This window comes from Cupriavidus sp. BIS7 (assembly GCF_000292345.1).
Lineage (GTDB): Bacteria > Pseudomonadota > Gammaproteobacteria > Burkholderiales > Burkholderiaceae > Cupriavidus.
In genome coordinates this window covers 68,627-84,376 of the sequence record NZ_ALOU01000035.1, presented here as the reverse complement: position 1 = coordinate 84,376, position 15,750 = coordinate 68,627, and the positions used below count along the sequence as shown (strand labels likewise).

The window sequence follows — 15,750 nt, the reverse complement described above, 5'->3', positions numbered from 1 at the left end:
CTTGGCATCGGTTCCGACCCGATGGCACGCATGTGTGATCCCGAGGACGTGGCCAACCTTGTACTGTTCCTGGCGTCCGACGAGTCGCGCTTCATCAACGGGGCGGAGCTGCGCATCGATAACGCGCAGCTTGTTTCGGCCCTGTAAGAAAAGCGATCAGTTGGCTGGCCCCGCCACTTGGGATACCTTCCAGGCTGTGAGTTCCGAGGGGCGCAAGCCGTATCGGGCCAGTACGCCCTCGTGCAGGCGCCGGAGCTCTTCTACGATCAGCCCTTGCACGTTGTCACGATCCGCTTCTTGTACTTTTGCCATGACGGCATGCCGAATCACGGATAGCGCATCCTGATCCGGTTGCAGCACGACGTCACGGATCGTTTGTTTGATCACATCACGCCAGGCAAGGCGTAGCGGATCGGGTTCTGCCAGATCCTGCTTGATGGCCAGGTACTCCTGCGTTGAGCGCTCGTAGGCCCAAACGTAGAGATCGCGCAGCAATTCGACGCGGGTCATCTCATACGTGCCAAGGATGGCGCGACTATAAGCTTGCTCCGGTACATCCAGGAACGTGAGCGGACAAAGGTTTGTACGGAACAGTGGCAAATTGGCCACCAGGCGCGAGGTGCGTTTGTTGACGTCCGCGAATGGCTGCAGGTATGGCAGGTGTACCAGCACGAAGAATGACTGTTCGAAGGGATCGGCAATCTGATTCACTTTCTCGATCAGGACATCTAGTGCCTCCTCAATTTGCTGTGGTGCTGGCAGGGGGCGGTAGACGCTCTTGCCAATGTCCACGGCGTGCTGACGAATCCGGCCTTCATCGGCAGGGTTGGGCAACAGGTTCTCCGACAAGGCGCTATGCAGGTTCATCAAGGTATAGCGGTCGAAACCCACCGTCCCGATGTTCTCCACCAGCAGTTCGATGGCAGTCTTGTGGTTGAGGATCATCTGTGTTTCGATGGCCGCCTTGCCCTGTGCCGCCTTCCCGTGCTCGATCAGTTCACGGGTGTCCAGGCGGGAATAGGTGTTGCCCTCCAAATGACTCGATGCCCATGACAGGTCGATCAGCAGCCGGTTCAGAATTGCCCGGCTATAGGTTCCAGCAGGGGCATCAGCCTGCGCGGTCTTGCCCATCTTGTGTAGCTGACGCCGAAGCGATTCCGACAGATATCGTGTGACATTGGGTCGATAGGCATCAAGGAAGTCGCGTTGGTACCCCACGGGCTTGCGCGCCTCTGGGGGCTGATCGATGTACGCCACGATGTCGCGGCTGTCGGCGGAAAGCGGAATGTAACCCGGGAACTGATCTTGCTCTGGGGGGATCGCCACAACCTCTGTCGCGTTCACCACGAAATAACGACGGGCGCGCCCTTCGCCGATCGCCGTGATCTGTCCGTCATCGATCCATTGGCTGATCCAGCGTTGTGCTGTTCGCCGCGCAACTTCGGGATGCTGTGCCAGCAACTCGGCGAGCATCAATCCCCTGGAGGCTTTCCGAATGCTTTCCAGCAGGGCGTGGGCAGTGGACATGTGGGTCGTGGCGCAGTTTGCTTGAGAGGTGGCGCAATTGTGGCGCAGTTTTTCAAACTGCGCCAAAAATCGAAGCAAATTTGGCGCAGTATGAGAATTATCGCGCCATAAGTGATGCATGATTTGCTTGACGGCCCGTTGCATGCCGCGAAGGCTCATGAGCAGGCGCGAATCCTGCCTGCGATGGCAAGGACGTCAACCTCGACCATTTCCTACATGTGTTGGACGGACCGAGTTTGACGACGTTGGTCGTTCGTTGGTCGTTCTCAGGACGCATGTATCTTGGCTCGAACAGGCTGCGGCCCATCCGACCTAAGACGTGAGTTGGCAGTGGAAATCCACTAGTGGTAGACCAGCACCGGAATCCTGGTGTGCGTCAGCACCCTCTGCGTCTCGCTGCCGATCAGCAGCGCCTGCAACCCGCGCCGCCCGTGCGATGCCATCACGATCAAATCGCATTGCCTCGCCTCGGCCTCGTCCAGGATGGCCTGGAAGATATGGTCGCCGGTGACACAAGCGGTATCGCAGGTGACGCCTGCCGCGGCGGCGGCCTTCTCGATTGTCGCCAGGTACTCCTCGGCCTGCCGGTACGCTTCCTGCATGTAGCGCTCCCGGGTTTCCTGCAGCATGGCGGTCTGCAGGCGCATCACGTCATAGTGCGCGACGACCTGCATGGCTGTGATGCTGGCCAGCAGCGGCCGGGCCAGTTCGATGGCGTTGCAATAGGCCCTATCGGACAAGCTTGAGCCGTCTACGGCCACGAGCATATGCTTGAACATGATGGTCTCCTTGCGGCGGAGCCCGAGCGCTTCCGCGTGTCAGGCCTCGAGAAACAGCGGGCCGACTTCAGGGGCATTCCGTTCGACTAGCATGATGGTCTTGCCGTCCTCTTGCTGCAACTGGCGCAGTACGTGCACGTACTGGTCCAGGCCAAACGCCCACCAGAACCGCGGCAGACCCGGCGTCAATTTGGCACGTCGGCCGACGCGCACCTTCCAGTGGTCGGACATGTTCAAAGCAAAACGCGGCAGCGGCCCGGGGGCAGCTGCCGCGCCTGCGTCATTTCCCGTTAGCCGCCGTATTGCGCGACGATCTCGCGGACGGTGCGCGCGATGTCCTGGCGGCGATAGCCAAGCAGCGCGGTCTCGGCCGCATCGGGTTCGTAGTACAGCGTATTGCCACGGCCAAAGCAGATGGCGGCGTCTGGCATCAGCGGGTGTTCCTGGTCGATGGCGGGAGGCACCGGGCGTCCGGCCTCGCGGAAGAACGCGCCGAAGTAGTCCTGGAACGTCAGGTTCTCGTCACCCACGAGGTAGGCCTTGCCATTTTCGCCGCGCAGCAGCGCGCCCTCGATGGCCTCCGACAGCGATGCGGCGGAAATGAAGTTGACTCCGCCCGGCGGCGCAAAGTCGGGCAGCGGCCCAAGGTGGCCTTTCGCATAGGCGGTGTAGGCCTTGAACATCGGCACCTCCAGGCCCGGCACGGTGCCAACCACAAACGGTGCATTGACGCTCACCACGTGGAAGTCCGGGCCGGCAAGCGCGCGTACGCCTTCGTCGGCCAGCTTGCGCGAGCGGATATACGCGTTCTGTTCAACCAGTCCCGGCATGGCCTGCGGATAGAAGCTGCCGACATGCACGGCGTGGCGGATGCCCGCATCGCGCGCCGCGCGGAAGAAGCGCGGCACCCCCTGGATGTTTGCGCGTTCCCAGTGCGCCGCTTCGTCGCCACCGGACGGCAGGTGGCGCACGTCGTTGCCGGCGGCAAAGACCAGTGCATCGAACTGGCCAAGCTGGTCGGCGGGCAAGTCGTTGGCGATGTAGTCGCAGCGCAGGTAGTCCAGTTCACCCAGCGGTGTGCCCGCTGCGGGGCGGTTGCGTCCGGCGATGGTGACTGCGTGCCCCAGGCTGCGCAGGTGCAGGGCGGCGTGTCCGCCAATCATGCCGGCGCCGCCGACGATCAGTATTTTCATGCGTGTCTCCTTGGTCAGGTGGATGGCTGCGTGCAGCCGTCAGAGGTTCATGCCATTGCCGGACATCACCGGCATGTTGGTCCAGGTGCCCTTCGGGTCGCGGTACCAGCCGGACGCAGCCAGTGCGCCGCCGTTCACGTGCAGCGCTGTGCCCGTGATCCATGCGGCGCGCGGGCTTGCCAGAAACACGATGCCGTCGGCGATATCGCGCGGTGTGCCGAAGCGGCCCAGCGGAATCCAGTGCGGCATCTGGTGCCGGTGTTCCTCGGCCACGACCAGCGACACTGGCACCTGCGATGTCTCGGTGGTCTCCGGGGCGATCAGGTTGACGCGGATGCCCGCAGGCCCCAGTTCCAGCGACAGACTCTGGGTGAAGCCGGTCAGGGCCGCCTTGAACGCGCTATAGACGCTGCAATTCGGGATGCCGCGAAAGCCTTCGATCGACGACACGTTGACGATGCTGGCCGCCTGGCCACGGCGCAGCAGCGGCAGCATCGCGCGCGTAACCGTGAAAACCTGGCCCAGGTTGACGGCGTAGAGGCTGTCGATGTCGGCATCGTTGTACTGCTCGAACGGCTTGGCGATGCGCAGGAAGTCGCCAACGTTGTTGACCAGTACGTCCAGCGAGCCAAAGCGTTCGCCGATCTGCGCGGCGAGTGCGTTCACGGTGGCGGCATAGGTGACATCGCCTTGCACTACCAGCGCATCCTTGCCGCCGGCGCCAAGCAGCGTGGCGGCCTCGTCGGCGCGCCGCCCGTCGATCTCGATCACGGCCACGCGGGCGCCCTGTTCCTGGAATGCCTGCGCGGCGGCCAGGCCAATACCGGCGCCGCCGCCGGTGACCAATACGGTCCTGCCTTGGAAATCCATCTGTCTGAAGCTCCTTTGGGGTGGCGAAAGGGGAGTAACGGCGGCGACTGGATGTGCGCGCAGCGGGCGGGGACAGTGGCGCGGCCGTCACGGGACTCTGGCCCCATGCGGCGTCGGGAACATCGTCCGATTGCATGGCAGGGAAAACACCGACGTATCGGGGCGGGGCGCGGGCGCGCTGCGTTCTTATAATCGCCGCTGGCCCAGGTGCCGGCAGAGCGCCGGGCAATACACACCGCACAGGTGGAGGAGACAAAAGCATGTTGATGGCTACGGAGACAGCGCCGGAAGTGGCGTCGTCCCTGATCGACCAGTCCGGGCTTGACCTGGTGCGTTTTGGCGAGTTGCTGGCCGCCATCTACGAGGGCCCGATGGAAATGGTGCCGTGGGGCCACGCGCTTGAAATGCTGCGAAAGCTGGTGGACGCCAGCTACGTGAGCCTGATCCTGCGCTCGCCGGCCAGTGACCGCAGCGGCCTGGCCGTGCATGCGTCGGAGCACGGCACCTCGCTGGAGGCCGAAGCGTCATACAACAGCTACTACTACGCGATCGATCCGTTCATCAAGCTGCCGACCGATCGCGCCGTCACGGTGGATGAGGCAACCGGCACCTCCAACTGGTGCCGCAGCGAGATCTACCGCCAGTTTCTGCAGCCGCTCGATATCCGCTACCTGCTGGGGGCCGATATCCGCACCGATGACGGCGTGGAGTGCCGGCTGCGCATCTGCCGCCCGCATGCGGCGAAGGACTTCAGCGCCACGGACAAGGCAGCGTGCGCCATGCTGCTGCCGCACCTGAAGCGCGCGGTGCGCCTGCATTCGCGGCTTGACGTGGTGGAGTCCGAGCGCACGCTCTACGCCGGCACCATCGACCGCATGCTGGTTGGCATGGTGATACTGGACGAGTCCGGCGCCATCCTGAAGAAGAACCCGGCGGCCGACGAGATCCTTGCCGAGAACGACGGCATCCGCCTGAACGGCGGCAGCTTCGAGATTGCCTACGCGCAGGAAAGCCGCAAGTTCCAGTACCTGCTGCGGCGCGCGCATCTTGGCCACCATGGCGGCGGCCCGGCCATTGCGGAAGCCATGTCGATCACGCGCCCGTCTGGGCGCGGCAAGCTTGGCGTGCTGGTCCGCACCGTGCCGCTCAGCGAGTGGGCGGAAGACAACCGGCACCGGCCGGCCTGTGCGGTCTTTATCCGCGACCCCGAGCGCAAGTCCCGTGCATCGCATGACGTGGTGCGCAAGCTGTTCGACTTCACGCCAGCGGAAACCGCGCTAGCCCAGGTGCTTGCAGACGGCCTCACGCTGGACGAGGCCGCCACCGAACTGGGCATCAGCAAGAACACGGCGCGCGCGCACCTGCGCTCGATCTTCTCCAAGACCGGCGTCACGCGCCAGGCCACGCTGGTGCGCATGCTGTTGAGCAGCGTCGTGGCGCTGGGCTAGAGATTTGCCACTGGCACGGTTAGCTGCCACCTTCCGCTTCCCTCGGACGCCCATTCACCTCGCGAGGGCTGCGGCGTTCTTTGCGCGATGCAGATCTGTTTGCAAAAACTTTCATTCGCAAAAGGCAAAGAATAAGATTTCTACGATGTTTTTCTTCAAACGCTCCCGCTAAACAGGAAGGCTTGTTAACGTGGGGTTGAGTCTTGATGGAAAACGCAGATCAGTTTCCGTATCTGAGGAAAAGCCTTCTTGGGCCGTGGTGGAAAGAGGCAGACAACAAGTGCACGATCGAGAGCGCAGATGAATTCGAACTCTCGATGAACAAACCGGCGCCGCCGCTCCGGGATCAACCTCCTCCGCCTCTTCCACCGAAAGCGCCACCGAAGCCGAAAGATCCGCCGACCTCAGTGATTGAGGGGCTGGTGGATGCCGTCATCAAAGTACGTGAGTGGGCAAACAGTCCACCCGCGCCGAAGCCTGCGCCTGCTGCTGCGCCAGCGATTCATAAACCGCGTGTTAAGCCCTTTGATCTGCAGGATATACCGGGTGCGATGAGAAAAATTGGTTGGCTAAAGTCGGCGGAAGTCATGGGCAAATGGTTTGCGGGGCCGCTGAACTACGCGAACACGGATGAAGGTGCAGTAAGAGGTATCAATCATGAAGGAAAGCCATTCCCGCCGGCTGCTGTTGATACTAAGACGTTCGATTTGAAGTGGATTCTTCAGTTCCCGCGCGCAAAGAAAAAATTCGATGAGCTAGTCAATTTGAAGTTGTTCAATCCCGCCGCCAATGCGGCGCTGCGTCTGAAGTTTTCCAGGCGCCAGCCGTCGCCGTATTACGTTGATACGTGGAATATTCTCGAGAATGATATTCAGCGATGGCATCGTGATTTTCAGTATCAGAGAGTTGATGTCGATGATGATGAACTGACAAAATTGGAAATGTTCGCGAGGGGGCTTTTCAGGCCGAATGGGCTATGGATGGATGATTTGTACGGATCCCTTGGCGCTTTTTCGTTTTACGCTGCTGTTAGTGGGTTTTCATATCGTCGCGTGGCGCATACTAGAACCAGTTTAAGAATTCATGAGGTGTGCATCTACATGCGTGATGTGTTCACATTTCATGATCGGTCGAACCAGCGCGGTACGCAATACCTTGGGCACTGGAATAAGACGGGATTTATTGTTGTACCAATCTCAACGATTTTTGGTGAGCTTACGAAGGCCGATTGGCCAAACTATCCTGTTGCGCGAAACGGTGTTATTTCGGAGAATAGTGTCTATTATCCGGTGCGTAACATGGACTATAGGAGGTGGCAATTAAGGTATGGGCAGGGTAGTGACCTCGTCCTGTATTCAAATGTGCACAGAGTCCCATTTTATCCTCCGAAGATTATTGAGTTCGATTTGTAGGAGGCTGATATGAAATGGAAGGGGTTGGTATTCGCAATATTGTCGTTCATTGTCATTGGAGTTCCGTATCTGGATGGGGTTGATAAACGTAATGGGGCGCACGACTGCAGGCGCCAGAATGAGGGTGGTTTGTATATTGGAGAGATTTGTTTTCTCCCTTATGCAAATGGAACATTATTTCGGTTATACGATTCGGAAACCGGGGAATTACTGGCAGAAAGAACATACAGCGATCTTGATCCGAGCGTAGTGTTTGGCGAGGATCGCGTCTATTACAATATGGGAGCCACATCAGAGGGGTACGTGATGCTGCCACCGACATGGCTGGACCGGTTCCGAGCGAAGCTACCTTAGGTTTTGGTGCGGTCACTAAACAATATGAAAATAATAGCAATAATGAATGCAATGCTTGTGCATCGACGTATGGATCGGTCCATCGAGTTAAATCTATGAGACGCCGATATCTTGTTTGGGCGTTGCTGATTGCGGTTGTTGTCGGATTCCCGTACGCCTACGGTGCATGGGAGCGATCGAAGGTAGGCGAATGCACGCGTCAGATTCAACCGGCCTTTGCACGGCCGGCCAATAGCTCCCCCGCGTATGTCGGCGAAATTTGCTTCCTTGGCAGCAGCGAATTCGGCCTGCTGTTTCGGCTTTACGATGCGCGTGGTGGAGAATTGATTGCGGAGCGGTTGTATTACGACACCGATGTAGACATGGTATGGGGTAGCAATAAAGTCTGGTACTCACCCCATGAGCACGTGAGCCTGCCGCCAACCATGTGGGATCGGTTCCGGGCGAAGCTACCTTAGCTCGAGCGCCATTTCTCCCAATTTGATGGCTTCCCCTTAGTCCAATTGAGGGATGAACGCTCCCGGTCCCACTCCTAGCATCCTCGCGACACCCTGAATGCCGGCTGTATCGGCGTTCTCAACAGACCGTCCGGCACGTGGCCGGCGGTCGCATCGCTAGGAGTCGGGAATATGGAAAAAGTCGTCTACGTGGTCTGGCGCGATGCGCGCACGGAGCCGGAGGCATTCGCGCGCCGTTTGCGCACGGAACTGGCGCAGGAGCTGCTCGCGCTCGGTGCACGCGGCGTGCAGGTCAATGTGGTGGATGCGGCGGTAGCGCCCGCAGCGGGGCTGCGCCAGGCAAACACGCTGCCGCACATGGACGGGCTGGTTTCGGTCTGGGTGGACAGTGCGATTGCCAGCCTGCGCCGTCCGTTCGACGACGTCGTGCAGGCCGCCACTGGCCGCATGGCCGGCTACCTTGTCACCGAATCGCGGCCGATCCCCAATACGCGCCATCCGGCCCGCCTTGGCGAGCGCACGACAGGCTTTTCGCAACTGGCCTTCCTGCGGCGGCCACCGCGCCTGACGCACGAGGCCTGGCTTGATACCTGGCACAACCACCACACGCAGGTGGCGATCGATACCCAGGACACGTTCCTCTATGTGCAGAACGTGGTGGTGCGCGCGCTGACGTATTCGGCGCCGCCGTTCGACGCGATTGTCGAGGAGGGCTTCCCGGAGGCGGCGATGACCGATCCGCAGGCGTTCTTCGATGCCCGGGGCGACGAGGCGAAGTTCCAGCGCAACCTCGCTGCCATGATGGAAAGCTGCAACCGCTTTATCGACTTCGACAAGATCGACGTGGTGCCGAGCAGCGAGTACGTCATCCTGGCGCCGGCCGCCTGACGGCGCCTTATTGGCGTTTATCGGCGCCAGACGGCGCCAGCAGGCCTGACCCGGCTAGTCCACGAGGACGATGTGCCGGGCGGCCGCAAGCGAAAGAATGGTCTCCATCGGCGGGTTGCCACGGCAGCCCGCCTCGATACCGGACAAGACACCGGGAACGATATCGAACCAGAGGAGACCGGCATGTTGGACATTCGTGCGCTTGGCTACATCGTGGTCGAGTCCACCGACCTGGGGCAATGGCGCCACTACGCCGAGCAGGTGCTTGGCATGGCCTGTGCGGGCGCACCGGGCGGCGCGCTGTACGTGAAGATGGACCAGCGTGATTACCGCTACCTGATCGTGCCGGGTACGCGGGACCGCTACCTGGCTTCCGGCTGGGAACTGGCCGACGAGCAGGCGTGGCACCACGCACTCGACACGCTGCGCCGCGCGGGCGTTGAAATCGTGCAGGCATCGGCCGCCGAACTCGCGCAACGCCGCGTGCAGGCCATGGCCTGGTTTACCGATCCGTCCGGCAACCGCCACGAGATCACGTGGGGCATGCGTTCGGATTTCCTGCGCTTTGTCTCGCCGGTGGGCGTGCCGCGCTTCATTACCGATCCGATGGGCGCGGGCCACGCCGTGCTGCCGGCCCCGGCCTTTGACGAAACCTACGCTTTCCTGCGCGATGTGATGGGCTTTGGCCTGTCGGACATCTACCGCGTGCGCTTTACCAGCGATCCGGCCGAACCGGAGAAGCGCATCCACTTCATGCATTGCGCCAACGCGCGCCACCACAGCCTGGCGATTTTCGAGATGCCTTCCGATGCGGGCTGCATCCACGTGATGGCCGAAGTGCCGGACATGGCCGAGGTTGGCCGCGCGCTGGATCGCGTGCAGCAGCACGGCGTGAAGATGTCCGCCACGCTCGGCCAGCACTGCAACGACCACATGACCTCGTTCTACATGAAGACGCCGGGCGGCTTCGACCTGGAATACGGCCACGGCGGGCTGGAGGTGGACTGGAGCCGCCACGCCGCCTACGAAGCCACGCGCGTCAGCCTGTGGGGACACGACTTCAGCATTGGATACCGCTAAGCCATGACCAAGACAATCGACAAGACCCTCTCGGCGGCCGACGTGGTCGGCCAGCTCGCTGACGGCATGACCATCGGCATCGGCGGCTGGGGCCCGCGCCGCAAGCCGATGGCGCTGGTGCGCGAGATCCTGCGCTCGCCGCTGAAGGACCTGACCGTGGTGGCCTACGGCGGCCCCGAGGTGGGCATGCTGTGCGCGGCCGGCAAGGTGCGCAGACTCGTGTTCGGCTTTGTGTCGCTCGACGTGATTCCGCTCGAGCCCTACTTCCGGCAGGCGCGCGAGCGCGGCCAGCTTGAAGTGACGGAACTGGACGAAGGCATGCTGCAGCTTGGCCTGCGTGCGGCGGCGGCGCGCCTGCCGTTTCTGCCGACGCGCGTGGCGCTGGGTACCGACGTGCTGGACCGCAACCCGCACCTGAAGACCGTGCGCTCGCCCTACGCGGACGGCGAGGTCCTTGTGGCGATGCCCGCGATCGAACTCGATGCGGCGCTGCTGCATGTGAACGAGAGCGATGTGCTTGGCAACACGCGCATCGACGGCCCCGATCCGTTCTTCGACGAATGGTTCGCACGCGCCGCACGGCGCTGCTACGTGAGCTGCGAAACGCTGCACGCGCGCATCGAGGACGAAGACCTGGCACGCGCACGCAGCAACGCGTTCGAGCGTGCGCTGGTGACAGGCGTGGTGCACGCACCGGGCGGTGCGCACCCCACGTCCTGCGGCCCCGACTACGGCTGGGACCTGCCCGCGCTGAAGGCGTACTGCGCCAGCGCGGAGGCCAGCGACGGCTTTGCCGCGTACCGCAACGACGTAATCGCGGCGAGCGAATCGGCGTACCTCGATCGCATCGGCGGCCTCGGCCATGTGCGCGACCTGCCGCTGCCGGTACTTTGAACCTGCCAACCCAAGGAGCGACTGTGAGCGCCTCTCATGAATTCACCCGTGCCGAGCTGATGATCGCCGCCGCCGCCCGCGAGTGGGCGCAGGACGGCGAGGTGCTGGCCACCGGCATTGGCACCGGGCCGCGCATTGCCGCCGGGCTTGCGCGCCTGGCCCACAACCCGGGCCTGATGCTGACCGACGGCGAGGCCTACCTCGTGGAAACGCCGGTGCCGCTGGGCCCGCGCGAGGCGGGCTACAAGGTGCGCGCCAGCGGCTGGATGGGCTATTCACGCGTGTTCGACTGCCTGTGGGGCGGACGCCGCCACGCGCTGGTCATGCCCACGCAGATCGACCGCTTTGGCCAGGCCAATATCTCGTGCCTGGGGGGCACGCACGCGCAGCCCAAGACCCAACTGCTTGGTGCGCGCGGCTTCCCCGGCAACAGCACCCACCATGCAAACTCGTTCTTCGTGCCGACTCATAACACGCGCGCCTTCGTGGCGGGCGAGGTCGACATGGTTTGCAGCGTTGGCTACAACCCCGCGCGCCGCATCGAAGGCATGCGCAGCTTCGTGGACCTGCGCGTGATCGTGACGGACCTGTGCGTGATGGACTTCGGCGGCCCGGACCATGCCATCCGCGTGCGTTCGCTGCACCCCGGCGTGAGCCTGGAACAGGTGCAGGCCGCCACCGGCTTCGTGCTGGCCAATACACCGGGCGAGGCGTTGCCAGAGACCGCCGCGCCCACGCCGGAAGAACTGCGTCTGATGGCCGTGCTGGACCCGCACAACCTGCGCGCGACCGTCGTGCGCGGCAATCCCCCCGGACGCGCGTGAGGCCATCATGACGACACCTGCCATCGAGCCCATCACCCTGGGGCCCACCGCCGAGGTGCTTTACGAGGTCGCGGACGGCATTGCCACCGTGACGATGAACCGGCCGGAATTCCACAACGCGCAGAACTCGAAGATGACGTATGCGCTGGACGAGGCCTACCGGCGCGCCACCGACGACGACGCGGTCAAGGTCATCGTGCTGCGCGGCGCCGGCAAGCATTTCTCGGCCGGCCACGATATCGGCACGCCCGGACGCGACATCAATGAATCGTTCGATCGCACCTCGCTCTGGTACGACCACGTCAACAAGCCCGGTGGCGAATTCCTCTATGCGCGCGAGCAGGAGGTCTACCTCGGCATGTGCCGGCGCTGGCGCGAACTGCCCAAGCCGACCATTGCCATGGTGCACGGCGCGTGCATTGCCGGCGGTCTGATGCTGGCCTGGGTGTGCGACCTGATCGTGGCGTCCGACGATGCGTTCTTTGCCGATCCGGTCGTGCGCATGGGAATTCCGGGCGTGGAGTACTTTGCTCATCCGTACGAACTGCATCCGCGCATCGCCAAGGAATTCCTGTTCCTGGGCGAGCGCATGGGCGCCGAGCGCGCCGAGCGCATGGGCATGGTCAACCGCGTGGTGCCGCGTGACGCGCTGGAGGACACCGTCTACGGCATGGCCGCGAAGATCGCGCAGATGCCGCGTCTGGGCCTGACGCTGACCAAGCAGGCTGTCAACCATGTGGAGGAGTTGCAGGGCAAGCGCACGGCGATGGATGCCGCGTTTGCGTGGCACCACTTCGCCCACGCGCACAACGAACTGGTCAGCGGTGACAAGCTCGGCGGCTACGATGCGCGTGCTATGGCTGCATCCCAGCGCACCGGGCAGGGCCAGAGCACGGAGGGCAAGGCATGAGCGCCCCCAGTCAGAACAGCCTGCACACCGCGCTGTGCGACCTGCTCGGCTGCCGCTATCCGATCGTCCAGACCGCGATGGGGTGGGTGGCCGACGCGAAGCTAGTCGCGGCCACCGGCAATGCCGGCGCGTTCGGCTTCCTGGCCGGCGCGACGATTCCGCCTGGCGAGGTCGAGCGCGAGATCCTGCGCGTCAAGGCGGCGAGCGACCGGCCATTCGGCATCAACTTCCATATGTTCCAGCCGAACGCGGACGAGGTGATCGATATGGCGATCCGCCACCGGCTGCGCGGGGTCAGCTACGGGCGCGGGCCGGATGCCGCGATGATCGGCCGACTGAAGGCGGCCGGCGTGGTCTGCATGCCCACCGTCGGCGCGGCCAAGCATGCCGCCAAGGCCGTGGAGCTTGGCGCTGACGTGGTCACCGTGCAGGGCGGTGAGGGCGGCGGGCATACCGGCGGTACGCCAACCACGCTGCTGCTGCCGCAGGTGCTGGACAGCGTGCGCGTTCCCGTGGTGGCGGCCGGCGGCTTCTTCGACGGGCGCGGCCTTGCGGCGGCACTGGCGTATGGCGCAGCTGGCGTGGCCATGGGCACGCGCTTCCTGATGTCCAGCGAATCGCCGGTGCCAGCGCAGACGCTGGAGCGGTACGTCAAGGTGCGTGACCCGGCCAGCATCCGTGTGTCGCTGGCGATAGACGGGCTGCCGCAGCGGATGATCGACAACGCGCTGCTGCTGGAACTGGAACAGGCCGGACCGTGGCGACGCGCATGGCTGGCGCTGAATGCCGCCCGCAAATGGCAGGCGCGCACCGGCATGCGTACCGCACAGATGCTCGGCACTGCGTGGCGCGCGGTACGCGAGCAGGACTACAGCGCCGCCCAGACGCTGATGGCCGCCAACGCGCCGGTGCTGATCCAGCGCGCGATGGTGGAGGGGCATCCCGACGAAGGCGTACTGCCGAGCGGACAGGCCGCAGCGGCAATCGGCGCAATCGTCCCGTGCGAGCAGATCGTGTCGGACATCGTGGCCCAGGCGCGCACGCGGCTTGAAGCGCTGACGGCGGGCACTCCACAAGCGGTGCGCGAGCACAGTCACGCGTGAGGCGGCTCACGGCTCCATACCCAAGGACAACTAGACAGGCAGATCTCCCATGAACACAACGGCCAAACCATTCCACATCGAGATCACCGAAGGCGTCGCTGAACTGGTGATTGACCACCCGCCGGTCAACGCGCTGGACAGCGCCGGCTGGCACGCGCTGGCTGCTGCCATCGACGATCTCGGCACCAATCCCGCCGTGCGCGTAATCCTGCTGCGCGGCGAAGGGCGTGGCTTCTGCGCGGGCGTCGATATCAAGGAACTGGCCGCGCACCCGCAGCGCATCGTCGATGTCAATGCCGGCAACTACGCCACGTTCCGCGCGGTGCACCGCAATCCCAAGCCGGTGATTGTGGCCGTGCACGGCTTTGTGCTTGGCGGCGGCATCGGCATCTGTGGTGCGGCCGACATCATCGTGGCGTCCGAATGCGCACGCTTCGGCGTACCGGAGATTGACCGTGGCGCCATGGGCGGCGGCGCGCACCTGCAGCGCATGTTCGGTGTGCAGAAGGTGCGGGCGATGTACTTCACCGGCGAGATGATCGATGCGGCCGAGGCCTACCGGCTTGGCGCGGTCGAGCGCGTGGTGCCGCGAGACGCGCTGCGCGAAAGCGCGCTGGCACTGGCCCGCAGTATCGCCACGAAGAGCCCGGCCATGCTGCAACTGGCCAAGGAGGCGCTCAACGGCGTGGAAGACGGCAACCTGGAGGACAAGTACCGCTGGGAGCAGGGCTTCACGCTGCAGGCCTATATGAGCGCCGATTCCGGCGAGGCGCGCGCCGCGTTCGTCGAGCGCCGCGAAGCCCGCTTCGCCTGATTCGGGAATCCATCATGCATATCGAATACACCGACGCCCAGCGCGCGTTCCGCGCCGAGGTCCGCGCCTGGATGGCCGACCACGTGCCGCGCACGCCGTTGGCAAGCTTCGATACCGAGGCCGGCTTTGCCCAGCACCGCGCGTGGGAGGCCGCGCTCAACCAGGGCCGCTGGAGCATGGTCACGTGGCCTGCCGAACTGGGCGGGCGCGGCTGCGACCTGATCGAGTGGCTGATCTTTGAAGAGGAATACTGGCGCGCGGGCGCGCCGATGCGCGTCAACCAGAACGGCATCTTCCTGCTGGGGCCCACGCTGATGGAGTTCGGCACCGACGCGCAGAAGGCGCGCTTCCTGCCGCGCATGGCCTCGGGCGAACATGTCTGGGCGCAGGGCTGGTCAGAGCCGAACGCTGGCTCCGACATGGCCGCCATCCGCTGCAGCGCCATCCGGCAAGGCGACGACTACGTGATCAACGGCCAGAAGATCTGGTCCACGCGTGCGGTATGGGCGGACTGGCTGTTTGGCCTGTTCCGTACCGATCCGGCATCGTCGCGCCACCATGGGCTGACGTTCATCCTGGTGCCGCTGGACACGCCGGGCATCACCGTGCGGCCAATCCGCCAGCTCAATGGCGAGACCGGTTTTGCGGAGATCTTCTTTGACGACGTGCGCGTGCCGGTTGAAAACCGGCTGGCGGCGGAGGGTGCGGGCTGGCAGGTGGCGATGGCCACGGCCGGATTCGAGCGTGGCCTGATGCTGCGTTCGCCGGCACGCTTCCAGCAGACGGCGCGTGCGCTTGTGCAGCTGTATCAGCAGCATCGGGAAGCGGCCGACCGCGACCCGTCGCTGCGCGAAGCCGTGCTGCGCGCGTGGATGGATGCGGAGGCGTACACGCTGTCCACCTACGCCACGGCCAGCCGACTGGTGCACGGCGGCCATATCGGCGCGGAGTCCAGCACCAACAAGGTGTTCTGGTCCGAACTGGACATCCATATGCACGACACCGCGCTGGCCATCCTTGGGCAGGCCGCCGAGGTGGCACCGGCCGGTGCGCAGGCGGGGTCGCTCGGCCACTGGCTGGATGGCTTCCTGTTCTCGCAGGCCGGGCCGATCTACGCCGGCACCAACGAGATCCAGCGCAACATCGTCGCCGAGCGCCTGCTTGGCATGCCACGCGCGTGAAGGTACCGGGAAACT

17 protein-coding genes are annotated in these 15,750 nt (G+C 63.7%); 12 read left to right on the top strand and 5 right to left on the bottom strand.

Annotated elements, in window-relative coordinates:
- Positions 1–147, top strand: a 147-nt coding sequence (locus B552_RS27480; RefSeq protein WP_035879793.1) for an SDR family oxidoreductase, incomplete at its 5' end; no start/stop codon positions are given.
- A gap of 9 nt (positions 148–156) precedes the next feature.
- Here the strand turns inward: B552_RS27480 and B552_RS0113030 are convergent.
- From B552_RS0113030 to B552_RS0113010, 5 genes are all read right to left on the bottom strand, one after another.
- A complete protein-coding gene (locus B552_RS0113030; RefSeq protein WP_026035612.1) occupies positions 157–1,527 on the bottom strand; it encodes a Fic family protein in 1,371 nt (456 codons plus the stop codon).
- Positions 1,528–1,868: 341 nt separating this feature from the next.
- The gene (locus B552_RS0113025; protein ID WP_019449465.1) at positions 1,869–2,306 is read right to left on the bottom strand and encodes a universal stress protein; all 438 of its coding nucleotides are present in this window, start codon (positions 2,304–2,306) and stop codon (positions 1,869–1,871) included.
- Between the two features lie 39 nt (positions 2,307–2,345).
- Positions 2,346–2,537 (bottom strand): hypothetical protein, encoded by a 192-nt coding sequence (locus B552_RS29185; RefSeq protein WP_019449464.1) that lies wholly within the window; start codon positions 2,535–2,537, stop codon positions 2,346–2,348.
- 59 nt (positions 2,538–2,596) lie between these two features.
- Positions 2,597–3,499 (bottom strand): NAD-dependent epimerase/dehydratase family protein, encoded by a 903-nt coding sequence (locus B552_RS0113015; RefSeq protein ID WP_019449463.1) that lies wholly within the window; start codon positions 3,497–3,499, stop codon positions 2,597–2,599.
- A 39-nt stretch (positions 3,500–3,538) separates the two neighbouring features.
- Positions 3,539–4,369 (bottom strand): SDR family NAD(P)-dependent oxidoreductase, encoded by an 831-nt coding sequence (locus B552_RS0113010; RefSeq protein ID WP_019449462.1) that lies wholly within the window; start codon positions 4,367–4,369, stop codon positions 3,539–3,541.
- A 260-nt stretch (positions 4,370–4,629) separates the two neighbouring features.
- Between B552_RS0113010 and B552_RS0113005 the strand changes: the two genes are divergently transcribed.
- The 11 genes from B552_RS0113005 to B552_RS0112955 all read left to right on the top strand — a co-directional run bounded on the left by B552_RS0113005 (position 4,630) and on the right by B552_RS0112955 (position 15,735).
- Positions 4,630–5,817: a helix-turn-helix transcriptional regulator gene (locus tag B552_RS0113005; protein ID WP_019449461.1), complete on the top strand. Its 1,188-nt coding sequence runs from the start codon at positions 4,630–4,632 to the stop codon at positions 5,815–5,817.
- A 206-nt stretch (positions 5,818–6,023) separates the two neighbouring features.
- Positions 6,024–7,229, top strand: coding sequence for a DUF6402 family protein (locus B552_RS0113000; protein WP_237718203.1), 1,206 nt, complete (start codon positions 6,024–6,026; stop codon positions 7,227–7,229).
- A gap of 320 nt (positions 7,230–7,549) precedes the next feature.
- Positions 7,550–8,041: a hypothetical protein gene (locus tag B552_RS0112995; protein WP_157160246.1), complete on the top strand. Its 492-nt coding sequence runs from the start codon at positions 7,550–7,552 to the stop codon at positions 8,039–8,041.
- 171 nt (positions 8,042–8,212) lie between these two features.
- A complete protein-coding gene (locus B552_RS0112990) occupies positions 8,213–8,929 on the top strand; it encodes an EthD domain-containing protein (protein ID WP_019449459.1) in 717 nt (238 codons plus the stop codon).
- 183 nt (positions 8,930–9,112) lie between these two features.
- On the top strand, positions 9,113–10,009 hold the full coding sequence (locus tag B552_RS0112985; protein WP_019449458.1) for a VOC family protein: 897 nt from the start codon (positions 9,113–9,115) through the stop codon (positions 10,007–10,009).
- A 3-nt stretch (positions 10,010–10,012) separates the two neighbouring features.
- Positions 10,013–10,903, top strand: a complete 891-nt coding sequence (locus B552_RS0112980; protein ID WP_019449457.1) for a CoA-transferase — start codon at positions 10,013–10,015, stop codon at positions 10,901–10,903.
- Between the two features lie 23 nt (positions 10,904–10,926).
- Positions 10,927–11,727 (top strand): acyl CoA--acetate/3-ketoacid CoA transferase subunit beta, encoded by an 801-nt coding sequence (locus B552_RS0112975; protein WP_019449456.1) that lies wholly within the window; start codon positions 10,927–10,929, stop codon positions 11,725–11,727.
- A 7-nt stretch (positions 11,728–11,734) separates the two neighbouring features.
- On the top strand, positions 11,735–12,637 hold the full coding sequence (locus B552_RS0112970; protein ID WP_019449455.1) for an enoyl-CoA hydratase: 903 nt from the start codon (positions 11,735–11,737) through the stop codon (positions 12,635–12,637).
- Entirely contained in the window at positions 12,634–13,740 is a 1,107-nt protein-coding gene (locus B552_RS0112965) for a nitronate monooxygenase (protein WP_019449454.1), read from the top strand. Before B552_RS0112970 ends, B552_RS0112965 begins: the two co-directional genes overlap by 4 nt.
- Before the next feature lie 49 nt (positions 13,741–13,789).
- Positions 13,790–14,554 carry an enoyl-CoA hydratase family protein gene (locus tag B552_RS0112960; protein ID WP_019449453.1) on the top strand — a complete coding sequence of 255 codons (765 nt, stop codon included), beginning with the start codon at positions 13,790–13,792 and terminating at the stop codon, positions 14,552–14,554.
- A gap of 14 nt (positions 14,555–14,568) precedes the next feature.
- Positions 14,569–15,735 (top strand): acyl-CoA dehydrogenase family protein, encoded by a 1,167-nt coding sequence (locus B552_RS0112955; RefSeq protein WP_019449452.1) that lies wholly within the window; start codon positions 14,569–14,571, stop codon positions 15,733–15,735.
- The last annotated feature ends 15 nt before the right edge of the window (positions 15,736–15,750 follow it).

Bases quoted from the DNA above. Each gene is read 5' to 3' on its own strand.
- B552_RS0113030 (WP_026035612.1), bottom strand. From the start codon at position 1,527: ATGTCCACTGCCCACGCCCTGCTGGAAAGCATTCGGAAAGCCTCCAGG.
- B552_RS0113025 (WP_019449465.1), bottom strand. From the start codon at position 2,306: ATGTTCAAGCATATGCTCGTGGCCGTAGACGGCTCAAGCTTGTCCGAT.
- B552_RS29185 (WP_019449464.1), bottom strand. From the start codon at position 2,537: ATGTCCGACCACTGGAAGGTGCGCGTCGGCCGACGTGCCAAATTGACG.
- B552_RS0113015 (WP_019449463.1), bottom strand. From the start codon at position 3,499: ATGAAAATACTGATCGTCGGCGGCGCCGGCATGATTGGCGGACACGCC.
- B552_RS0113010 (WP_019449462.1), bottom strand. From the start codon at position 4,369: ATGGATTTCCAAGGCAGGACCGTATTGGTCACCGGCGGCGGCGCCGGT.
- B552_RS0113005 (WP_019449461.1), top strand. From the start codon at position 4,630: ATGTTGATGGCTACGGAGACAGCGCCGGAAGTGGCGTCGTCCCTGATC.
- B552_RS0113000 (WP_237718203.1), top strand. From the start codon at position 6,024: ATGGAAAACGCAGATCAGTTTCCGTATCTGAGGAAAAGCCTTCTTGGG.
- B552_RS0112995 (WP_157160246.1), top strand. From the start codon at position 7,550: ATGGCTGGACCGGTTCCGAGCGAAGCTACCTTAGGTTTTGGTGCGGTC.
- B552_RS0112990 (WP_019449459.1), top strand. From the start codon at position 8,213: ATGGAAAAAGTCGTCTACGTGGTCTGGCGCGATGCGCGCACGGAGCCG.
- B552_RS0112985 (WP_019449458.1), top strand. From the start codon at position 9,113: ATGTTGGACATTCGTGCGCTTGGCTACATCGTGGTCGAGTCCACCGAC.
- B552_RS0112980 (WP_019449457.1), top strand. From the start codon at position 10,013: ATGACCAAGACAATCGACAAGACCCTCTCGGCGGCCGACGTGGTCGGC.
- B552_RS0112970 (WP_019449455.1), top strand. From the start codon at position 11,735: ATGACGACACCTGCCATCGAGCCCATCACCCTGGGGCCCACCGCCGAG.
- B552_RS0112965 (WP_019449454.1), top strand. From the start codon at position 12,634: ATGAGCGCCCCCAGTCAGAACAGCCTGCACACCGCGCTGTGCGACCTG.
- B552_RS0112960 (WP_019449453.1), top strand. From the start codon at position 13,790: ATGAACACAACGGCCAAACCATTCCACATCGAGATCACCGAAGGCGTC.
- B552_RS0112955 (WP_019449452.1), top strand. From the start codon at position 14,569: ATGCATATCGAATACACCGACGCCCAGCGCGCGTTCCGCGCCGAGGTC.